Genomic DNA, 15,948 nt, shown 5'->3' on the forward strand with positions numbered 1-15,948 from the left:
TTCCTTTGCAGCGAAAACCTTGATGCCACTGCGCCAGCGCCTCGAAAATCTACCGGTTGGGCAAAAACTGCTGGCGGCCCTGCTGGTTTTGTTGACCACCGTCTTGCTGGTGGCCAACCTGACCTTTATCAGCGCCGCCTACTGGATCTCCCAGGAAAGCATGGCACCTCAGGCCTTGCAGGCCATCGGTCGGCTGGTGTCCAACCCCTCGCTCGCCGCCGAGTCCCTGGACTCACCGCTCAAGGCGCAAACCCTGCTGGATGAACTGACCAGCTACTCACCATTGCGGGCCGCAGCCTTATATGACGGCGAAGGCACGCGCCTGGCCCAGCTGCAACATGCCAATCGCCTGCACTTGCCAGACAATTACCGGGATATTGAAACCTGGCGCGCCACCGAGTTTCGCAGCAACCAGGTGATCACCCTTCCCCGCGCCGGCCAACCGTCCGGGCATTTGTTGCTGGTGGCCAGCAGCGAACTGCCGGTGGCCTTTTACACCGGGACCTTCACCGCCAGCCTGGGCATCCTGATTTTCAGCGTGCTGCTATGGCTGCTGATTGCGCGGCAGATCAAGCGCCTGATTACCCGGCCAATCCATGAACTGGAAGAATTGTCGCGCCAGGTAACCCGGGAAGAGAACTACGCCCTGCGCGCCGGCCGTGGCAACCACGATGAAATCGGTAGTCTCGCCGAAGCCTTCAACACCATGCTTTCGCGCATCGAAGCCCGCGAGCAGCAACTCAAGCGCGCCCGTGACGATTCCCAGGCCGCCTACGATCAAGCCCAGGGTCTGGCGGAAGAAACCCGCCACACCAACCGCAAGCTGGAGCTGGAAGTCCAGGTGCGCAGCAAGATCGAGAAAAAGCTCACCGGTTTCCAGAATTACCTCAACAGCATCATCGACTCGATGCCCTCGGCGCTGATCGCCCTCGACGAGCAGCTCTACGTCACCCAATGGAACCAGGAAGCCAGTGCGCTTTCCGGCACCCGTCTGGACGAGGCGTTGAACCAGCCGATCTTCCTTGCCTTCCAGCCGCTCAAGCCGTTCCTGCCGCAGATCAAGGCCACGGTAGAGCAACACACCGTGGAGCGGATCGAGCGGGTCACCTGGATCAAGGATGACGAACCCAAGCATTACGCACTGACCTTCTACCCGCTGATGGGCGGCGCCGGGCGCGGCGTGGTGATCCGGATCGACGACATCACCCAGCGCCTGTCCCTGGAAGAAATGATGGTGCAGTCAGAGAAGATGCTCTCGGTGGGTGGCCTCGCCGCCGGCATGGCCCACGAAATCAATAACCCGTTGGGGGCGATCCTGCATAACGTGCAGAACATCCGCCGCCGGCTGTCCAACGAACTGCCGAAAAACCTCGAGCACGCCGAACAAGTGGGCATCGACCTCGACACGGTCAACCGCTATCTGCAAAGCCGCGAAGTGCCGCAATTGCTCGACGGCATCCAGCAGGCCGGTGCCCGGGCCGCGAAAATCGTCACCCACATGCTCAGCTTCAGCCGCCGCAGCAACCGCCAGATGGCGCCCTGCGACTTGCCGGCCTTGATCGACCAGGCCGTGGAGATTGCCGGCAACGATTTCGACCTCATCGTCGGCTTCGACTTCAAGGGCCAGGCGATCATCCGCCAGTTCGACCCGCAGCTGGGTCCGGTCCCCGGCACCGCCAACGAACTCGAACAAGTGCTGCTCAACCTGCTGAAAAACGCCGCCCAGGCAATTCACCAGCGTGAGGATGACAGCGAGCCAGGGCGAATCATCCTGCGCACCCGGCTCAACCCGCCATGGGCGGAGATCCAGGTGGAAGACAACGGCATTGGCATGAGTGAGAACGTGCGCAAACGCACCTTTGAACCGTTCTTCACCACCAAGGAAATCGGCCAGGGCACCGGCCTTGGATTGTCGGTTTCGTATTTCATCATCACCAACAATCACAAGGGGCAGATGGAAGTGCATTCCACCCTCGGCCAAGGCACCTGCTTCACCTTGCGCCTGCCCTTGGCCGGCAGCCAACTGCCCCCCAACGAACTGACTCAACTGGAGCGCTAACCATGGGCTTTCGCCTGTCGAAAATTTACACCCGTACCGGCGACAAGGGCGAAACCGGCCTGGGCGATGGCCGCCGCGTACCCAAGGACCACCCACGGGTAGAGGCCATTGGCGAAGTCGATGCGTTGAACAGCCAGCTGGGTTTGTTGTTGGCGGGGCTTGAGGAACAGAGCGGGCAGCATCCGGCATTGAAGGATGTGATCGAGGTGCTGACGCCTTGCCAGCATCGGCTGTTTGATCTGGGCGGCGAGTTGGCGATGCCGGTGTACAAGGCGCTGAATGCGGCGGAAGTCGACCGGCTTGAGGCGGCGATCGATCGCTGGAATGAAGAGGTCGGGCCGCTGGAGAACTTCATTCTGCCGGGGGGTTCGGCGTTGATTGCCCAGGCTCATGTGTGCCGCAGCCTGGCCCGCAGTGCGGAGCGTCGGTGTCAGCACCTGAATGCAGTGGAACCGCTGGAAGGCGTGGGGTTGGCGTATATCAACCGGCTGTCGGACTTGCTGTTTGTGGCCGCCAGGGTGATTGCCAAGCGCCAGGGCGTTGCGGAGATTTTGTGGCAGGCGGCGGCGAAGCCGCACTGATGCTTACTGACTGATTGAGATTTGTGGCGAGGGAGCTTGCTCCCGCTGGGCTGCGCAGCAGACCCAAAATATTGGGAGCGCTTCGCACTCCAGCGGGAGCAAGCTCCCTCGCCACAACAAGCTCACCGGCCTGGTCCTTATACCTCAGGCCAGAACGCCCGAATCCCCGCCACACCTTGAGCCCCGGCCTCCCAGGCCTTTTCCCGCTCAGCAGGACCCACCCCACCCAGCAAGAACACCGGTTTGCTGAAACCACTGATCAACTGCTGCGCCTGCTCCCAACCCAATGGCTGGGCATCAGGGTGAGTCTGGGTCGGCTGCACCGGTGACAGCGTGACGAAATCCACGTCCATCAACTCCGCCAAAGCCAGTTCTTCAGCATTGTGGCAAGACGCCGCCAACCAGCGATCCTTCGGCAAGGGTCGCCCCTTGCTCGCGTATTTGCGCAGTTGCGCCGAGGTCATGTGCCAGCCGGCTGCGGGAAAATCCCCCAGCCATTCAAACGGCCCCTTGAGCATAAGCTGAGCCTTGCCCGCACACAGCCCCACGGCGTCCACCGCCAGGTCGCGGTATTTGGGGTCGTAGCCGTTGGGAGCACGCAACTGAACCAGCTTGATGCCGCCCGCGATAGCTTTTTGAATGCCGCGTAACAGCGTCGGCGTTTCCAGCTCACCCGGAGTGATCAGGTATTCAGCCGGCAAACGCGCTGCCGCTACGATCGGTGCGTTGGCCGCCGGAAACTCATAGTCAGGCAAGTCCCGCTGGGCTACCCACTCGAGGGGTTGCCCTTCGGCACCGTGAGGTTCACCGGTAAAAGCCGAAACTTCCCAGACATCCAGCAACACCTGCTTGTCCGGGTAATCATGCTGCACCTTGATCAACGGACGAGCTGCCGTAACCTGGATGCCCAACTCTTCCTGCAATTCACGGGACAGCGCGGTAGCGACCGACTCATCGGCCTCCACCTTGCCACCGGGAAACTCCCAGAGGCCGCCCTGATGCTGGGTATCGGCGCGGCGCGCCAGCAGAATCCTGCCGTCGACACCCCGGATGACCGCTGCTGCTACATGAACTCGTTTCACCGCATTGTTCCTCTAAACGTAAATCCACCTGTAGGAGCGAGCTGGCTCGCGAAGGTCGTTAACGATAACGCGGGCTTCCTGACTCAGCGGGGCGCCCTCCGGTTTTTCGCGAGCAAGCTCGCTCCTACAGTGACACCTGCCATACCTGCGTATCAGGTGCGGTATTCCGCATTGATCTTCACGTACTCGTGGGACAGGTCGGTGGTCCAGATGGTTTCGCTGCACTCACCGCGACCCAATTCGATACGGATGGTGATTTCTTCCTGCTGCATCACCGCAGAGCCTTGGGCTTCGGTGTATGTCTCGGCCCGGGCGCCACGGCTGGCGATGCATACGTTGCCAAGGAATACGTCGATCTTGCTCACGTCGAGGTTCGGAACACCGGCACGGCCCACAGCGGCCAGGATACGGCCCCAGTTCGGGTCGGAGGCAAACAGTGCAGTCTTGATCAGCGGGGAGTGGGCCACGGTGTAGCCAACGTCCAGGCATTCCTGGTGGTTGCCGCCGCCGTTGACTTCAACCGTCACAAACTTGGTGGCGCCTTCGCCGTCACGCACGATGGCCTGGGCCACGTCCATGCACACTTCGAACACAGCCTGCTTCAACGCTGCGAAATACGCGCCGTTGGACGAGGTGATTTCCGGCAGGTCGGCCTGGCCGGTGGCGATCAACATGCAGCAGTCGTTGGTCGAAGTATCGCCGTCGATGGTGATGCGGTTGAACGACTTGTTGGCGCCGTCGAGCATCAGGTTTTGCAGCACATCGCGGGAGACTTTGGCGTCGGTGGCGATGTAGCCAAGCATGGTCGCCATGTTCGGGCGGATCATGCCGGCGCCTTTGCTGATGCCAGTGACGGTGACGGTGACGCCTTCGTGCACAAACTGACGGCTTGCGCCTTTGGGCAGGGTGTCGGTAGTCATGATGCCGGTGGCCGCAGCCGCCCAGTTATCCACCGACAAGTCATCCAGTGCGGCTTGCAGCGCGCCTTCGATTTTCTCGACCGGCAACGGCTCACCGATCACGCCGGTGGAGTACGGCAGCACCTGGCTGGCATCAACGCCGGTCAGTTCCGCCAGCTTGGCGCAGGTACGGGCAGCGGCGGCCAGGCCTGGCTCGCCGGTGCCGGCGTTGGCATTGCCGGTGTTGGTCAGCAGGTAACGCACCGGGCCTTCAACCCGTTGCTTGGCCAAAATCACCGGAGCCGCGCAAAACGCGTTCAGGGTGAACACACCCGCGACGGTCGAGCCTTCGGCACAGCGCATCACTACCACATCCTTGCGCCCCGGGCGCTTGATGCCGGCCGAAGCGATACCAAGTTCAAAACCGGCAACCGGGTGCAACGTGGGCAAAGGACCAAGACCAACAGCCATGAATGCGCTCCTAACAATAGTGGATGTGTATCCCGTCGTTATCGACGGTGACGAAATGGCAAAACGCCGCGACGGCTGATGCCGGTCGCGGCGCGGGGTGTTGCAGCGTCAGGCGAAAATCTTAGTTGATTTCGCCGTGGCAGTGTTTGAACTTCTTGCCCGAACCGCACCAGCACAGCTCGTTGCGACCGAGCTTCTGCTCATTGCGCACAGGCGCCTGGGCCAGGGCCACATCGACCTCTTCACCCAACACTTCCGGAGCTTCAAGACCCGGTGCTTCGTCATGCTGGAACTGCATGCGCGCAGCCAGTGCCTCGGCTTCCTGACGCAGGCGGGCTTCTTCCTCGATCGGGTCTTCGCGACGCACCTGAACGTGGGACAGCACACGAATCGAATCGCGCTTGATCGAATCCAGCAGCTCGGAGAACAGCGTGAACGACTCGCGCTTGTACTCCTGCTTCGGGTTCTTCTGGGCGTAGCCACGCAAGTGGATGCCGTGACGCAGGTGGTCCATGGTCGACAGGTGGTCTTTCCACAGGTCGTCCAGCACACGCAGTACGATTTGCTTCTCGAAGGTGCGCAGTGCTTCGGCACTCGCCTGCTCTTCTTTTTCGTTGTACGCGGCCAGCAGCTCGGTCATGAGCTTCTCGCGCAGGGTTTCTTCGTACAGGTGATCGTCTTCGTCGAGCCATTGCTGGACCGGCAAGTCGACACCGAAGTCGCTCTTCAACGCGGCTTCCAGACCGGCAACATCCCACTGTTCAGGCAGGGATTGTGGCGGAATGTGTGCACTGACAGTGGCGTTGAGCACGTCCTGACGGAAATCGGCAATGGTCTCGCCGATGTTGTCGGCGGCCAGCAACGTGTTACGCATGTGATAAATCACCTTACGCTGTTCGTTGTTGACGTCATCGAACTCGAGCAGTTGCTTGCGAATGTCGAAGTTGCGGCCTTCTACCTTGCGCTGGGCCTTCTCGATAGCGTTGGTCACCATGCGGTGTTCAATCGCTTCACCGGACTGCATGCCCAGGGCTTTCATGAAGTTCTTCACCCGGTCCGAGGCGAAGATACGCATCAGGCTGTCTTCCAGGGACAGGTAGAAACGGCTGGAACCGGCGTCACCCTGACGACCGGCACGACCACGCAGCTGGTTGTCGATACGGCGCGACTCGTGACGCTCGGACGCGATCACCTGCAAGCCACCGGACTCCAGCACTTGCTGGTGACGCTTCTGCCAGTCGGCCTTGATCTGCGCGATCTGCTCAGGGGTCGGGTCTTCCAGGGAGGCGACTTCCACTTCCCAGTTACCGCCCAACAGGATGTCGGTACCACGACCGGCCATGTTGGTGGCGATGGTCAGTGCGCCTGGGCGACCGGCCTGGGCAATGATCTCGGCTTCTTTTTCGTGGAACTTGGCGTTGAGGACCTTGTGCTCGATGCCTTCGTTGTTCAGCAAGCTGGACATGTGCTCGGAAGTTTCGATGGTGGCAGTACCCACCAGCACCGGACGGCCCTGGGCCATGCATTCCTTGATGTCGGCGACGATTGCAGCGTATTTCTCGTCGGCGGTCAGGAACACCAGGTCGTTGAAGTCTTTACGCGCCAGCGGCTTGTTCGGCGGGATAACCATCACCGACAGACCGTAGATCTGGTGGAATTCGAACGCTTCGGTGTCGGCTGTACCGGTCATGCCGGACAGTTTGTTGTACAGACGGAAGTAGTTCTGGAAGGTGGTCGAGGCCAGGGTCTGGCTCTCTGCCTGGATGTTCAGGACTTCCTTGGCTTCGATCGCCTGGTGCAGGCCTTCCGACAAACGGCGACCCGGCATGGTACGACCGGTGTGTTCGTCGACCAGTACGACCTGGCCGTCCTGCACGATGTATTCGACGTTGCGATGGAACAGCTTGTGAGCACGCAGGCCGGCATACACGTGGGTCAACAGGCCCAGGTTATGCGCCGAGTACAGGCTCTCGCCTTCGGCCAGCAGGCCGATCTGGGTCAGCATGTCTTCGACGAACTGGTGACCGGCTTCGTTGAGTTCGACCTGGCGGGTCTTCTCGTCGATGGTGAAGTGACCTTCTTTGGTCACCACGCCTTCCACTTCCTCGATGTGTTGCTCAAGGCGCGGGATCAGCTTGTTGATTTCGGTGTACAGGCGCGAGCTGTCCTCGGCCTGACCGGAAATGATCAGCGGGGTACGGGCTTCGTCGATCAGGATGGAGTCGACTTCGTCGATCACGGCAAAATTGAGTTCGCGCTGGAATTTTTCTTCCATGCTGAACGCCATGTTGTCGCGCAGGTAGTCGAAACCGAATTCGTTGTTGGTACCGTAGGTGATGTCGGCAGCGTAGGCGGCGCGCTTCTCTTCCGGCGGCTGGAACGGCGTGACAACGCCGACGGTCAGGCCGAGGAATTCATACAGCGGACGCATCCAGTTGGCATCCCGGCGGGCCAGGTAGTCGTTCACCGTCACAACGTGCACGCCCTTGCCGGACAGTGCGTTGAGGTAAACGCCCAGGGTTGCTACCAGGGTCTTGCCTTCACCGGTGCGCATTTCGGCAATCATGCCTTCATGCAAGGTCATGCCGCCGATCAACTGAACGTCGAAGTGGCGCATGCCCATGACACGCTTACCGGCTTCACGGGCGACCGCAAAGGCTTCGGGAAGCAGCTTGTCGAGGGTTTCACCTTTGGCTATGCGGGCCTTGAACTCTTCGGTCTTGGCGCGCAATTGCTCGTCCGAAAGGGCAACCATCTGCTCTTCGAAGGCATTGACCAGCTGCACCGTCTTGAGCATGCGTTTGACTTCGCGCTCATTCTTGCTTCCAAAAAGTTTCTTTAACAAAGGCGCAAACATATCGGCAGGTTCTTCCACACATAGGGATGGAGGGCGCCCCGTGAGTCGCCCGAGCAGCCCTCACGGCCGCATGCGAACGAGCATTCTACCCGGAAACGTGGGTGAGGAAAGTGGCGTTATTCCACGATGCAGGCACGGCGCTCTTAGAGGGCTTGTTTAAAATAAGGGCTTTTTGCTGAACTTCAACCCATTCGGGCAATAAGTTACTCATTGATTTAATGGATAATCTGCCCGTAATGCAATGGGCGCGGCGGTGCAGACACTTTCTGCTACCATGGCCGCTCTGTTACTTAAGGTGTCTAGTCATGGCATTTCGCCCTCTTACGGCTCGAGCTCCCGCCGTGTTGCTTCGCGAAGCCAAGCCTTTAAAAGCCATCTTCGGCCATGCGCAACGCCTTGGTCATTTGCAACGCCTGGTAGAAAGCCAACTGCAACCCGCCGCCCGCGAACACTGTCATGTGGCGTCGTGGCGTGAAGGCAATCTGCTGCTGATCGTCACCGACGGCCATTGGGCGACGCGCCTGCGCTATCAGCAAAAACGGTTGCAGCGCCAATTGATGGCCTTCGATGAATTCGCCAGCCTGACGCGCATCCAGTTCAAAGTACAACCGCCGACCGTACCGCAAGGTGCAGTGGGGCATACGATGGATTTGTCGGAGATTGCAGCCGAAACCATTCAGGCCACAGCCGACGGGATTACCGACCCGAATTTACGCGCGGCACTGGAGCGGCTGGCCGCTCACGCCAAACCCAAGACCTGAGACCCGGCGCAGAACCAAGTGTGGGAGCGGGCTTGCTCGCGAAGGCGGCGTGTCAGTCACTGGATATATTGACTGTTCCACCGCTTTCGCGAACAAGCCCGTTCCCACATTTGATCGCATCGTTATTTACGCTTGCTGCCGCCCAACAGCGACCCCAGTAACCCGCGCACCAACTGCCGGCCCATCTGATTGGCCGCCTGCTGCATCGCCGATTTCAGTGCCTTGCCTGCCGTAGTCCCCAGGAACGCGCCGGCCTTGTCGGTAAAGCTCGGTTCTTCAGCAGCGGGCGTCGCCTCCTCTTGCGGCCCCAGGTCCTTGCGCGCCATCAACACTTCGTACGCCGACTCCCGGTCAATCGGCTTGTCATAGCGCCCCAGCAACGGCGAACCGGCAATCAACGCCGCCCGCTCAGCTTCGCTCAACGGCCCGATCCGCGATTGTGGCGGCGCCACCAGCACGCGCTGGACTACCTCAGGCGTCCCTTTTTCCTGCAAGGTTCCCACCAACGCCTCACCCGTACCCAATTCGGTCAGCACCGCCAGCGCATCAAACGCCGGGTTGGGGCGGAAGCCATCGGCCACGGCCCGCAGGGATTTCTGTTCTTTAGTGGTGAACGCCCGCAGCCCATGCTGGATGCGCAGGCCCAACTGAGCCAGCACCGTGTCCGGCAGATCCCCCGGAGACTGGGTGACGAAATACACGCCGACGCCTTTCGAACGAATCAGTCGCACGACTTGTTCCAGGCGATCCTGCAGGGCCTTTGGCGTATCGGCGAACAACAGATGCGCTTCATCGAAAAACAGCGCGAGCAGCGGCTTGTCGGCATCACCGCGCTCCGGCAGTTGCTCGAACAGCTCGGCCAGCAGCCAGAGCAGGAAGGTCGCGTACACCTTCGGCGCTTCATGCACCAGGCGGCTGGCGTCCAACAGGTGAATGCGTCCGCGGCCGTCACTGGCCGGCTGCAGGATATCTTCCAGTTGCAACGCCGGTTCGCCGAACAACGCTTCGGCGCCCTGCTGCTCCAGTACCGCCAGGCGCCGCAACAACGCCTGGCTGGAACCGGTAGTCATCAAGGCCGCATCTTCCCCCAGCAATTCCGGGTGGTAGCGCAAATGATTGAGCAGCGCCTTGAGGTCCTTGAGGTCCAGCAGCAACAGGCCTTCGCGATCGGCCACCTTAAAGGCCGCATAAAGCGCTGATTGTTGGCTGTCGGTGAGTTCCAACAGGCTGCCGAGCAATAGCGGGCCCATTTCACTCATGGTGGTACGCAGCGGATGACCGGACTCGCCGTGGATATCCCACAACGTCACCGGATACGCCTTGGGCGTGTAATTAAGGAAAGGCATGCCGGCGATCCGCTCAGCGACCTTGCCTTGAGGGTTGGCCGCAGCGCCCAGGCCGCAGAGGTCGCCCTTGATGTCGGCGGCAAATACCGCGACGCCGGCATCGCTGAAGGCTTCCGCCAGACGCTGCAACGTGACGGTTTTGCCGGTGCCGGTAGCACCCGCGATCAGGCCGTGGCGGTTGGCCAGGCGCATCGACTGGGCGATCGGCTGACCTTGAAGATCGGCACCAATAATGAGTTGCGAGGAGTCAGGCATTTTGTCACCCATGGTTAATCTTTAGCACTGCGTGGTCGATACAGTTAGAGCGAGAGACCCAAAAAGTCTTAGAAAAACGGGCCGGATAATTCCTGCAGGAGCAGATGGAAATATCACACTTTTTTTAACGCAGCCATTTTGCGCGCCTCAAAAGGACGTGCATCGGATATTAAGACCATAGCGGACCCCACAAGCCATGAATAAAAATCTGCGTTTCAGCCATAAAATCCTGCTTGCCGCCGCTCTTATCGTCATTGCCGCCTTTGCGTTGTTTACCCTCTACAACGACTACTTGCAGCGTAATGCGATTCGCGACGATCTGAACAACTACCTGCATGAAATGGGTGATGTCACCGCCAGCAACATCCAGACCTGGCTCACCGGGCGCATTGTGCTGATCGAAAGTGCCGCCCAGAACATCGCCATCAACCCGGATTCAACTAACGTCGCAAGCCTCCTGGAACAGAAAGCCCTGACGTCTTCGTTCATGGCCACGTACCTGGGCGACAGCAAAGGCGGTTTCGTGATCCGCCCCGACACCAAGATGCCCGACGGCTTCGACCCGCGTGTACGCCCCTGGTACAAGGGCGCACAGGGCAGTAACGGCTCAACCCTGACCGAACCGTACATTGATGCGGCCACCGGCCAGTTGATCATCTCCATTGCCACCCCCAGCAGCAAAGCCGGCCAGAGTGTCGGCGTGGTGGGCGGTGACCTGAGCCTGCAAACCCTGGTGGACAACATCGGCGCCCTGAACTTCGGCGGCATGGGTTATGCCTTCCTGGTCAGCGCCGACGGTAAAGTGCTGGTGCACCCGGACAAAAACCTGGTGATGAAAACCCTGGCTGACGTCTATCCAAAAAGCACCCCGAAGATCAGCAGCGATTTCAGTGAAGTCGACGTGGACGGCAAAACCCGCATCGTCACCTTTACCCCGATCAAGGGCCTGCCCTCGGTGAACTGGTACCTCGGCCTGTCGGTGGATAAAGACAAATCCTTCGCCATGCTCAGTGAGTTCCGCACCTCGGCGATCATTGCCACCATCATCGCCGTGGTCATCATCATCGCCCTGCTGGGCATGCTGATCCGCATCCTCCTGCAACCATTGCACGTCATGACCCGCGCCATGGAAGACATCGCCGACGGCGAAGGCGACCTGACCCGCCGCTTGACCATCCAGAACCACGACGAATTCGGCGTGCTCGGCATCGCGTTCAATCGCTTCGTGGAGCGGATTCACACCTCGATCCGAGAAGTGTCTTCGGCCACCGAACACGTCAATGAAGTGGCCTTGCGGGTGGTCAGCGCCTCCAACTCCTCGATGATCAACTCCGACGAGCAGGCCAACCGCACCAACAGCGTCGCCGCGGCCATCAACGAGTTGGGGGCCGCCGCCCAGGAAATCGCCCGCAACGCCGCCCAGGCCTCTAATCAGGCCACCGATGCGCGGCACCTGGCCGAAGACGGGCAACACGTTGTCGAGCGCAATATCAAGGCGATGAACCAGTTGTCGCAAATGATCAGCGCCTCCAGCACCAATATCGAAGCGCTTAACAGCAAGACCGTGAACATCGGGCAGATCCTGGAAGTGATCACCAGCATTTCCCAGCAAACCAACTTGCTGGCCCTCAACGCGGCGATTGAAGCCGCACGGGCCGGGGAAGCCGGTCGCGGGTTCGCGGTCGTGGCCGATGAAGTGCGCAACCTGGCACACCGCACCCAGGAATCGGCGCAGCAAGTGCAGAAGATGATCGAGGAGCTGCAAGTCGGCGCGCGGGATTCGGTCAGCACCATGAGCGAAAGCCAGCGACACAGTCAGGACAGCGTGGAAATCGCCAACCTGGCGGGCGAGCGCCTGAACAGCGTGACCCAGCGCATCGGCGAGATTGACGGGATGAACCAGTCAGTCGCCACCGCTACCGAGGAACAGACCTCGGTGGTGGAGTCGATCAACATGGACATCACCGAGATCAACACCCTCAATCAGGAAGGTGTGGAAAACCTGCAATCGACGTTGCGCGCCTGTTCCGACCTGGAACAACAGGCAGCGCGCTTGAAACAACTGGTGGGCAGTTTCCGGATCTGATTCAACAGCGTCAGTGGCGGCCTTGCGCAGCGGCTGACGCCTGTTCTTCCGGCGAATCGGATGTGTCTTGCAGTTGCTCCCACAACTCGGCGGCACCTGGAAACTCGGTGCCGTCCTCACTGCTCAGGTCATCCGGGTCATATCGACTCAAACAACCTTCTCCCAGCGTCGCGGGAGCTTTGGACGTGGCTTTATCAAGTGGATCGCTCATTCTCCAATCCTCACCTGTTGCCAAAGAAAAAAGGGCCTGTAGCGATTTAACGCCCAGGCCCTTCACTCTTCAATCAAAACACTTCAATCAGAACACGACGGTCTTGTTGCCGTGCACCAGCACCCGGTCTTCCAGGTGATAGCGCAGGCCGCGAGCCAGCACCATCTTCTCGACATCACGGCCAAAACGCACCATGTCTTCGATGCTGTCGCTATGACTGACGCGTACCACGTCCTGCTCGATGATCGGACCTGCGTCCAGCTCTTCGGTAACATAGTGGCAGGTAGCACCGATCAGCTTTACACCACGCAGGGATGCCTGGTGATACGGCTTGGCACCCACAAACGACGGCAGGAAACTGTGGTGAATGTTGATCACCTTGCCAGCGTATTCACTGCACAGTTCCGGCGGCAGGATTTGCATGTAGCGCGCCAGCACCACGACGTCTGCATCGTGCTGTTTGACCAGGCGCGAGACTTCGGCAAATGCCGGCTCTTTGTCCTGCGGGTTGACCGGAACGTGGTAGTACGGGATGCCATGCCACTCGACCATGCTGCGCAGGTCGTCGTGATTGGAAATCACGCAGGAAATCTCGCAGTCCAGCTCGTCGCTGTGCCAGCGATGCAGCAAGTCCGCCAGGCAGTGGGACTCGCGACTGGCCATCAGGACCACGCGCTTTTTCTGTTCCGTGTCGGTAATGCGCCAGGTCATCGAGAACTCTTCGGCGATCGGCGCAAATGCCTCGCGAAATGCCTCAAGACCAAAGGGCAGCGTATCGGCACGAATTTCGTGACGCATGAAGAACCAACCGCTGAGATTGTCCGAGTGATGGCTCGCTTCGGTGATCCAGCCGTTATGGGAAGCCAGAAAGTTACTGACCTTGGCAACGATGCCAACCCGGTCCGGGCAAGCAATCACCAGCCGAAAAGTGCGCATTAGGGGGAAACTCCAGAACTTCACAAAGGCCGCCATTCTAGCGATTGCGCAGAAAAACTGCAGTATTCCTTAACCGTTATTCTGATCGCGAGCGTCAGCCCTGCCCCTTAATAGCGTAAGGTTTTACCCATTGTATGTGTGCAAACCCGTGGACTCAGGCAGTAAGCCAAGACTTAGCGAGAGTATCTTTAGCCTGTCGCCGTTAGTAATTAACTAAATTCCACGCTTTTGTCACAAACAACCAAAGTAAATTACATAAATGCAGTCTTAAATGTTTACTTGAGCAAACTGTCTGACTATTATTGGGCCACTATCCCCTTTCACCCCGCGCCCTACATAAGGTAGTCCTCATGTCCCTGATCAACGAATACCGCGCCACCGAAGAAGCTATCAAAGAGCTGCAAGCCCGTTTGAAGAACCTGTCCCAAGACGACAAACTGCAAACCGAGCTGGAATTCGAAGGCAAATTGCGCACCCTGATGGGCGAATACTCCAAATCCCTGCGTGACATCATCGCGCTGCTGGATCCAGAATCGAAAGTTAAAGCTCCACGTGGCGCCGTAAAAACTACCGGCACCAAGCGTGCACGCAAGGTTAAACAATACAAAAACCCGCATAACGGCGAAGTGATTGAAACCAAAGGTGGCAACCACAAGACTCTGAAAGAGTGGAAAGCCAAGTGGGGCGGCGACGTGGTTGAAGGCTGGGCTACCCTGCTGGGCTAAGCCTCACCAGGACGCCGCGTGATACGCAACGCAATAAAAAACGCCAGCTAGCTGGCGTTTTTTATTGTCCGTATTTTACCTGTGTGCCGATTACAGGCTCATTCGTGCGGCTAAAGAGTCAACATACTCCTGCCATTCATCAAGCACCCGCTGCTGAAACGGTGTAGCACTAACAGCCAACTCAAGACGCGCCTGCTTAAAAGCCTCAAGGGTGTTTGGCGCGCCCCATTGCGGGTCTGACAAACGTTGCTGACAGAAAACTCTCCAGCGTTGTTGCTCCTCACTATTCAAGGTGTCAGGGAAGTTACGCGCACGATAGCGAAATAATAATTCAGGCAAACGTTCATCATCGAAAGGCCATTGCTGACGCCCTAGTTGCGCAGGCTCGGCGACTCTCACTTGTTCACATAAACGTCGATCACGGTCACCGATAAAACCATCGTATAGCTGCTGCTCAGGATCAGCGGTTGGCGCAAAATCTTCCTCGGCGTAAATCAGCGCTAATTTATCGCGCCATAGTTCCTGTGCGTCGCTTAGCCGCAGGGCCCGCGCCTCACACTCATCCATATCCAGTTGCAGACGCTCGCGGTCTTGGGCCCGAAGCACGCTCAACGGTGCGACCACCGGGCAGCGATTGATGTGCAACAGTTTGAGCGGTACCGGCAACTCACCTTCGGCAAGGTCGTCACGACGGGTATATAGCCGCCGGCGCAACGTATCGGCGTCCTCGTCCAACAGCCCTTGGGGATCGAGCCCCAGGTCGCAGACGATCAACGCATTGCGATTGCGCGGGTGCCAGGCCAGAGGCAGCACCACGCCCAGGTAATGACGCTCGGCAGAAAAGCGACCGGAAATGTGCACCATCGGCTGCAACAAACGAATCTGGTCCATAACCCGTTGCTTACTGCGCAGTTGAAACAGCCAGTCATAGAGCTTGGGTTGTTTCTCGCGGATCAACCGCGCCAGGGCGATGGTGGCGCGCACATCGGACAAGGCATCGTGGGCCTGGCCGTGATCGATGCCGTTGGCACCCGTCAATCGCTCAAGCTTGAGGGTGACGCGCCCGTCCTGTTCCGGCCAGACGATCCCGTCCGGGCGCAGGGCATAGGCGGTGCGTACCACGTCGATCAGGTCCCAGCGGCTGTTGCCGCCCTGCCACTCCCGGGCATAGGGATCAAAAAAGTTGCGGTACAGACTGTAGCGCGTCATCTCGTCGTCAAAACGCAACGTGTTGTAGCCGGCCCCGCAGGTACCCGGGGTGGCCAGTTCGGCGTGTACGCGGGTCATGAAGTCGGCTTCGGCCAGGCCTTTTTCCGCCAGCACCCCGGGTGTGATGCCGGTAATCGCGCAGGCGGCCGGATGCGGCAGGATATCCTCGCTGGGCTGGCAGTAGAGATTGACCGGCGGCCCGACTTCGTTGAGTTCAAGGTCGGTGCGAATACCGGCTACCTGCAGCGGGCGGTCGCTACGCGGGTTGATGCCGGTGGTTTCATAGTCGTACCAGAAAATGGTGGTCACGGGCTATTCCTGTGCTGAAGACCGGCAAAGTCTAGGCGCTTGACGGCACCGGGGGCCAGCGCTGTGTTCACTGTACAAACATTCAGTAAATCGTTGAGTGGTTGCTTCCACCGTCGACACTGCTAGCATCCGTCTTTCCAACCCCGCCGCTGCCGCCCAGG

Annotated in this window: 12 protein-coding genes and 1 pseudogene; 6 read left to right on the top strand and 7 right to left on the bottom strand. The window is 59.4% G+C overall.

The window, feature by feature from the left end:
* Positions 1 to 22 precede the first annotated feature (22 nt).
* Together AU074_RS27815 and AU074_RS27820 are read left to right on the top strand one after the other, a co-directional pair.
* Positions 23 to 2,059 carry an ATP-binding protein gene (locus AU074_RS27815; protein ID WP_076017435.1) on the top strand — a complete coding sequence of 679 codons (2,037 nt, stop codon included), beginning with the start codon at positions 23 to 25 and terminating at the stop codon, positions 2,057 to 2,059.
* Positions 2,060 to 2,061: 2 nt separating this feature from the next.
* On the top strand, positions 2,062 to 2,640 hold the full coding sequence (locus tag AU074_RS27820; protein ID WP_063027599.1) for a cob(I)yrinic acid a,c-diamide adenosyltransferase: 579 nt from the start codon (positions 2,062 to 2,064) through the stop codon (positions 2,638 to 2,640).
* A 137-nt stretch (positions 2,641 to 2,777) separates the two neighbouring features.
* Here the strand turns inward: AU074_RS27820 and AU074_RS27825 are convergent, their stop codons facing one another.
* The 3 genes from AU074_RS27825 to secA all read right to left on the bottom strand — a co-directional run bounded on the left by AU074_RS27825 (position 2,778) and on the right by secA (position 7,949).
* Entirely contained in the window at positions 2,778 to 3,722 is a 945-nt protein-coding gene (locus AU074_RS27825; RefSeq protein WP_076017436.1) for a Nudix family hydrolase, read from the bottom strand.
* Positions 3,723 to 3,874: 152 nt separating this feature from the next.
* Positions 3,875 to 5,092: a bifunctional glutamate N-acetyltransferase/amino-acid acetyltransferase ArgJ gene (gene argJ, locus AU074_RS27830; protein ID WP_076017437.1), complete on the bottom strand. Its 1,218-nt coding sequence runs from the start codon at positions 5,090 to 5,092 to the stop codon at positions 3,875 to 3,877.
* A 121-nt stretch (positions 5,093 to 5,213) separates the two neighbouring features.
* Entirely contained in the window at positions 5,214 to 7,949 is a 2,736-nt protein-coding gene (gene secA / locus AU074_RS27835) for a preprotein translocase subunit SecA (RefSeq protein ID WP_076017438.1), read from the bottom strand.
* A gap of 305 nt (positions 7,950 to 8,254) precedes the next feature.
* Here secA and AU074_RS27840 point away from each other — a divergent pair, with 305 nt between their 5' ends.
* A complete protein-coding gene (locus AU074_RS27840; protein WP_008432358.1) occupies positions 8,255 to 8,710 on the top strand; it encodes a DUF721 domain-containing protein in 456 nt (151 codons plus the stop codon).
* 122 nt (positions 8,711 to 8,832) lie between these two features.
* On the opposite strand, the gene AU074_RS27845 is transcribed toward AU074_RS27840, so the two are convergent.
* The gene (locus AU074_RS27845; protein WP_076017730.1) at positions 8,833 to 10,311 is read right to left on the bottom strand and encodes a helicase HerA-like domain-containing protein; all 1,479 of its coding nucleotides are present in this window, start codon (positions 10,309 to 10,311) and stop codon (positions 8,833 to 8,835) included.
* 196 nt (positions 10,312 to 10,507) lie between these two features.
* Here AU074_RS27845 and AU074_RS35000 point away from each other — a divergent pair.
* Positions 10,508 to 11,539 (top strand): annotated as a pseudogene (locus tag AU074_RS35000) (cache and HAMP domain-containing protein); the annotation flags it as partial.
* 93 nt (positions 11,540 to 11,632) lie between these two features.
* The gene (locus AU074_RS35005; RefSeq protein ID WP_371916669.1) at positions 11,633 to 12,397 is read left to right on the top strand and encodes a methyl-accepting chemotaxis protein; all 765 of its coding nucleotides are present in this window, start codon (positions 11,633 to 11,635) and stop codon (positions 12,395 to 12,397) included.
* 10 nt (positions 12,398 to 12,407) lie between these two features.
* Here AU074_RS35005 and AU074_RS27855 read toward each other — a convergent pair whose 3' ends face one another.
* Positions 12,408 to 12,608 carry a hypothetical protein gene (locus AU074_RS27855; RefSeq protein ID WP_076017440.1) on the bottom strand — a complete coding sequence of 67 codons (201 nt, stop codon included), beginning with the start codon at positions 12,606 to 12,608 and terminating at the stop codon, positions 12,408 to 12,410.
* 87 nt (positions 12,609 to 12,695) lie between these two features.
* Positions 12,696 to 13,544: a formyltetrahydrofolate deformylase gene (purU, locus tag AU074_RS27860; protein WP_003209762.1), complete on the bottom strand. Its 849-nt coding sequence runs from the start codon at positions 13,542 to 13,544 to the stop codon at positions 12,696 to 12,698.
* A 350-nt stretch (positions 13,545 to 13,894) separates the two neighbouring features.
* Here purU and mvaT point away from each other — a divergent pair, with 350 nt between their 5' ends.
* Positions 13,895 to 14,269, top strand: a complete 375-nt coding sequence (gene mvaT, locus AU074_RS27865; RefSeq protein ID WP_005790963.1) for a histone-like nucleoid-structuring protein MvaT — start codon at positions 13,895 to 13,897, stop codon at positions 14,267 to 14,269.
* 90 nt (positions 14,270 to 14,359) lie between these two features.
* Here the strand turns inward: mvaT and sbcB are convergent, their stop codons facing one another.
* Entirely contained in the window at positions 14,360 to 15,787 is a 1,428-nt protein-coding gene (sbcB, locus tag AU074_RS27870; protein ID WP_076017441.1) for an exodeoxyribonuclease I, read from the bottom strand.
* Between the last annotated feature and the right edge of the window lie 161 nt (positions 15,788 to 15,948).

It is taken from the genome of Pseudomonas sp. ATCC PTA-122608, from assembly GCF_001952855.1.
GTDB lineage: Bacteria > Pseudomonadota > Gammaproteobacteria > Pseudomonadales > Pseudomonadaceae > Aquipseudomonas.

Coding starts and splice junctions, on each gene's coding strand:
- purU (WP_003209762.1), bottom strand. CDS start 13,544: ATGCGCACTTTTCGGCTGGTGATTGCTTGCCCGGACCGGGTTGGCATC.
- mvaT (WP_005790963.1), top strand. CDS start 13,895: ATGTCCCTGATCAACGAATACCGCGCCACCGAAGAAGCTATCAAAGAG.
- AU074_RS27845 (WP_076017730.1), bottom strand. CDS start 10,311: ATGCCTGACTCCTCGCAACTCATTATTGGTGCCGATCTTCAAGGTCAG.
- secA (WP_076017438.1), bottom strand. CDS start 7,949: ATGTTTGCGCCTTTGTTAAAGAAACTTTTTGGAAGCAAGAATGAGCGC.
- argJ (WP_076017437.1), bottom strand. CDS start 5,092: ATGGCTGTTGGTCTTGGTCCTTTGCCCACGTTGCACCCGGTTGCCGGT.
- AU074_RS27855 (WP_076017440.1), bottom strand. CDS start 12,608: ATGAGCGATCCACTTGATAAAGCCACGTCCAAAGCTCCCGCGACGCTG.
- AU074_RS35005 (WP_371916669.1), top strand. CDS start 11,633: ATGATCAACTCCGACGAGCAGGCCAACCGCACCAACAGCGTCGCCGCG.
- AU074_RS27840 (WP_008432358.1), top strand. CDS start 8,255: ATGGCATTTCGCCCTCTTACGGCTCGAGCTCCCGCCGTGTTGCTTCGC.
- AU074_RS27820 (WP_063027599.1), top strand. CDS start 2,062: ATGGGCTTTCGCCTGTCGAAAATTTACACCCGTACCGGCGACAAGGGC.
- AU074_RS27815 (WP_076017435.1), top strand. CDS start 23: ATGCCACTGCGCCAGCGCCTCGAAAATCTACCGGTTGGGCAAAAACTG.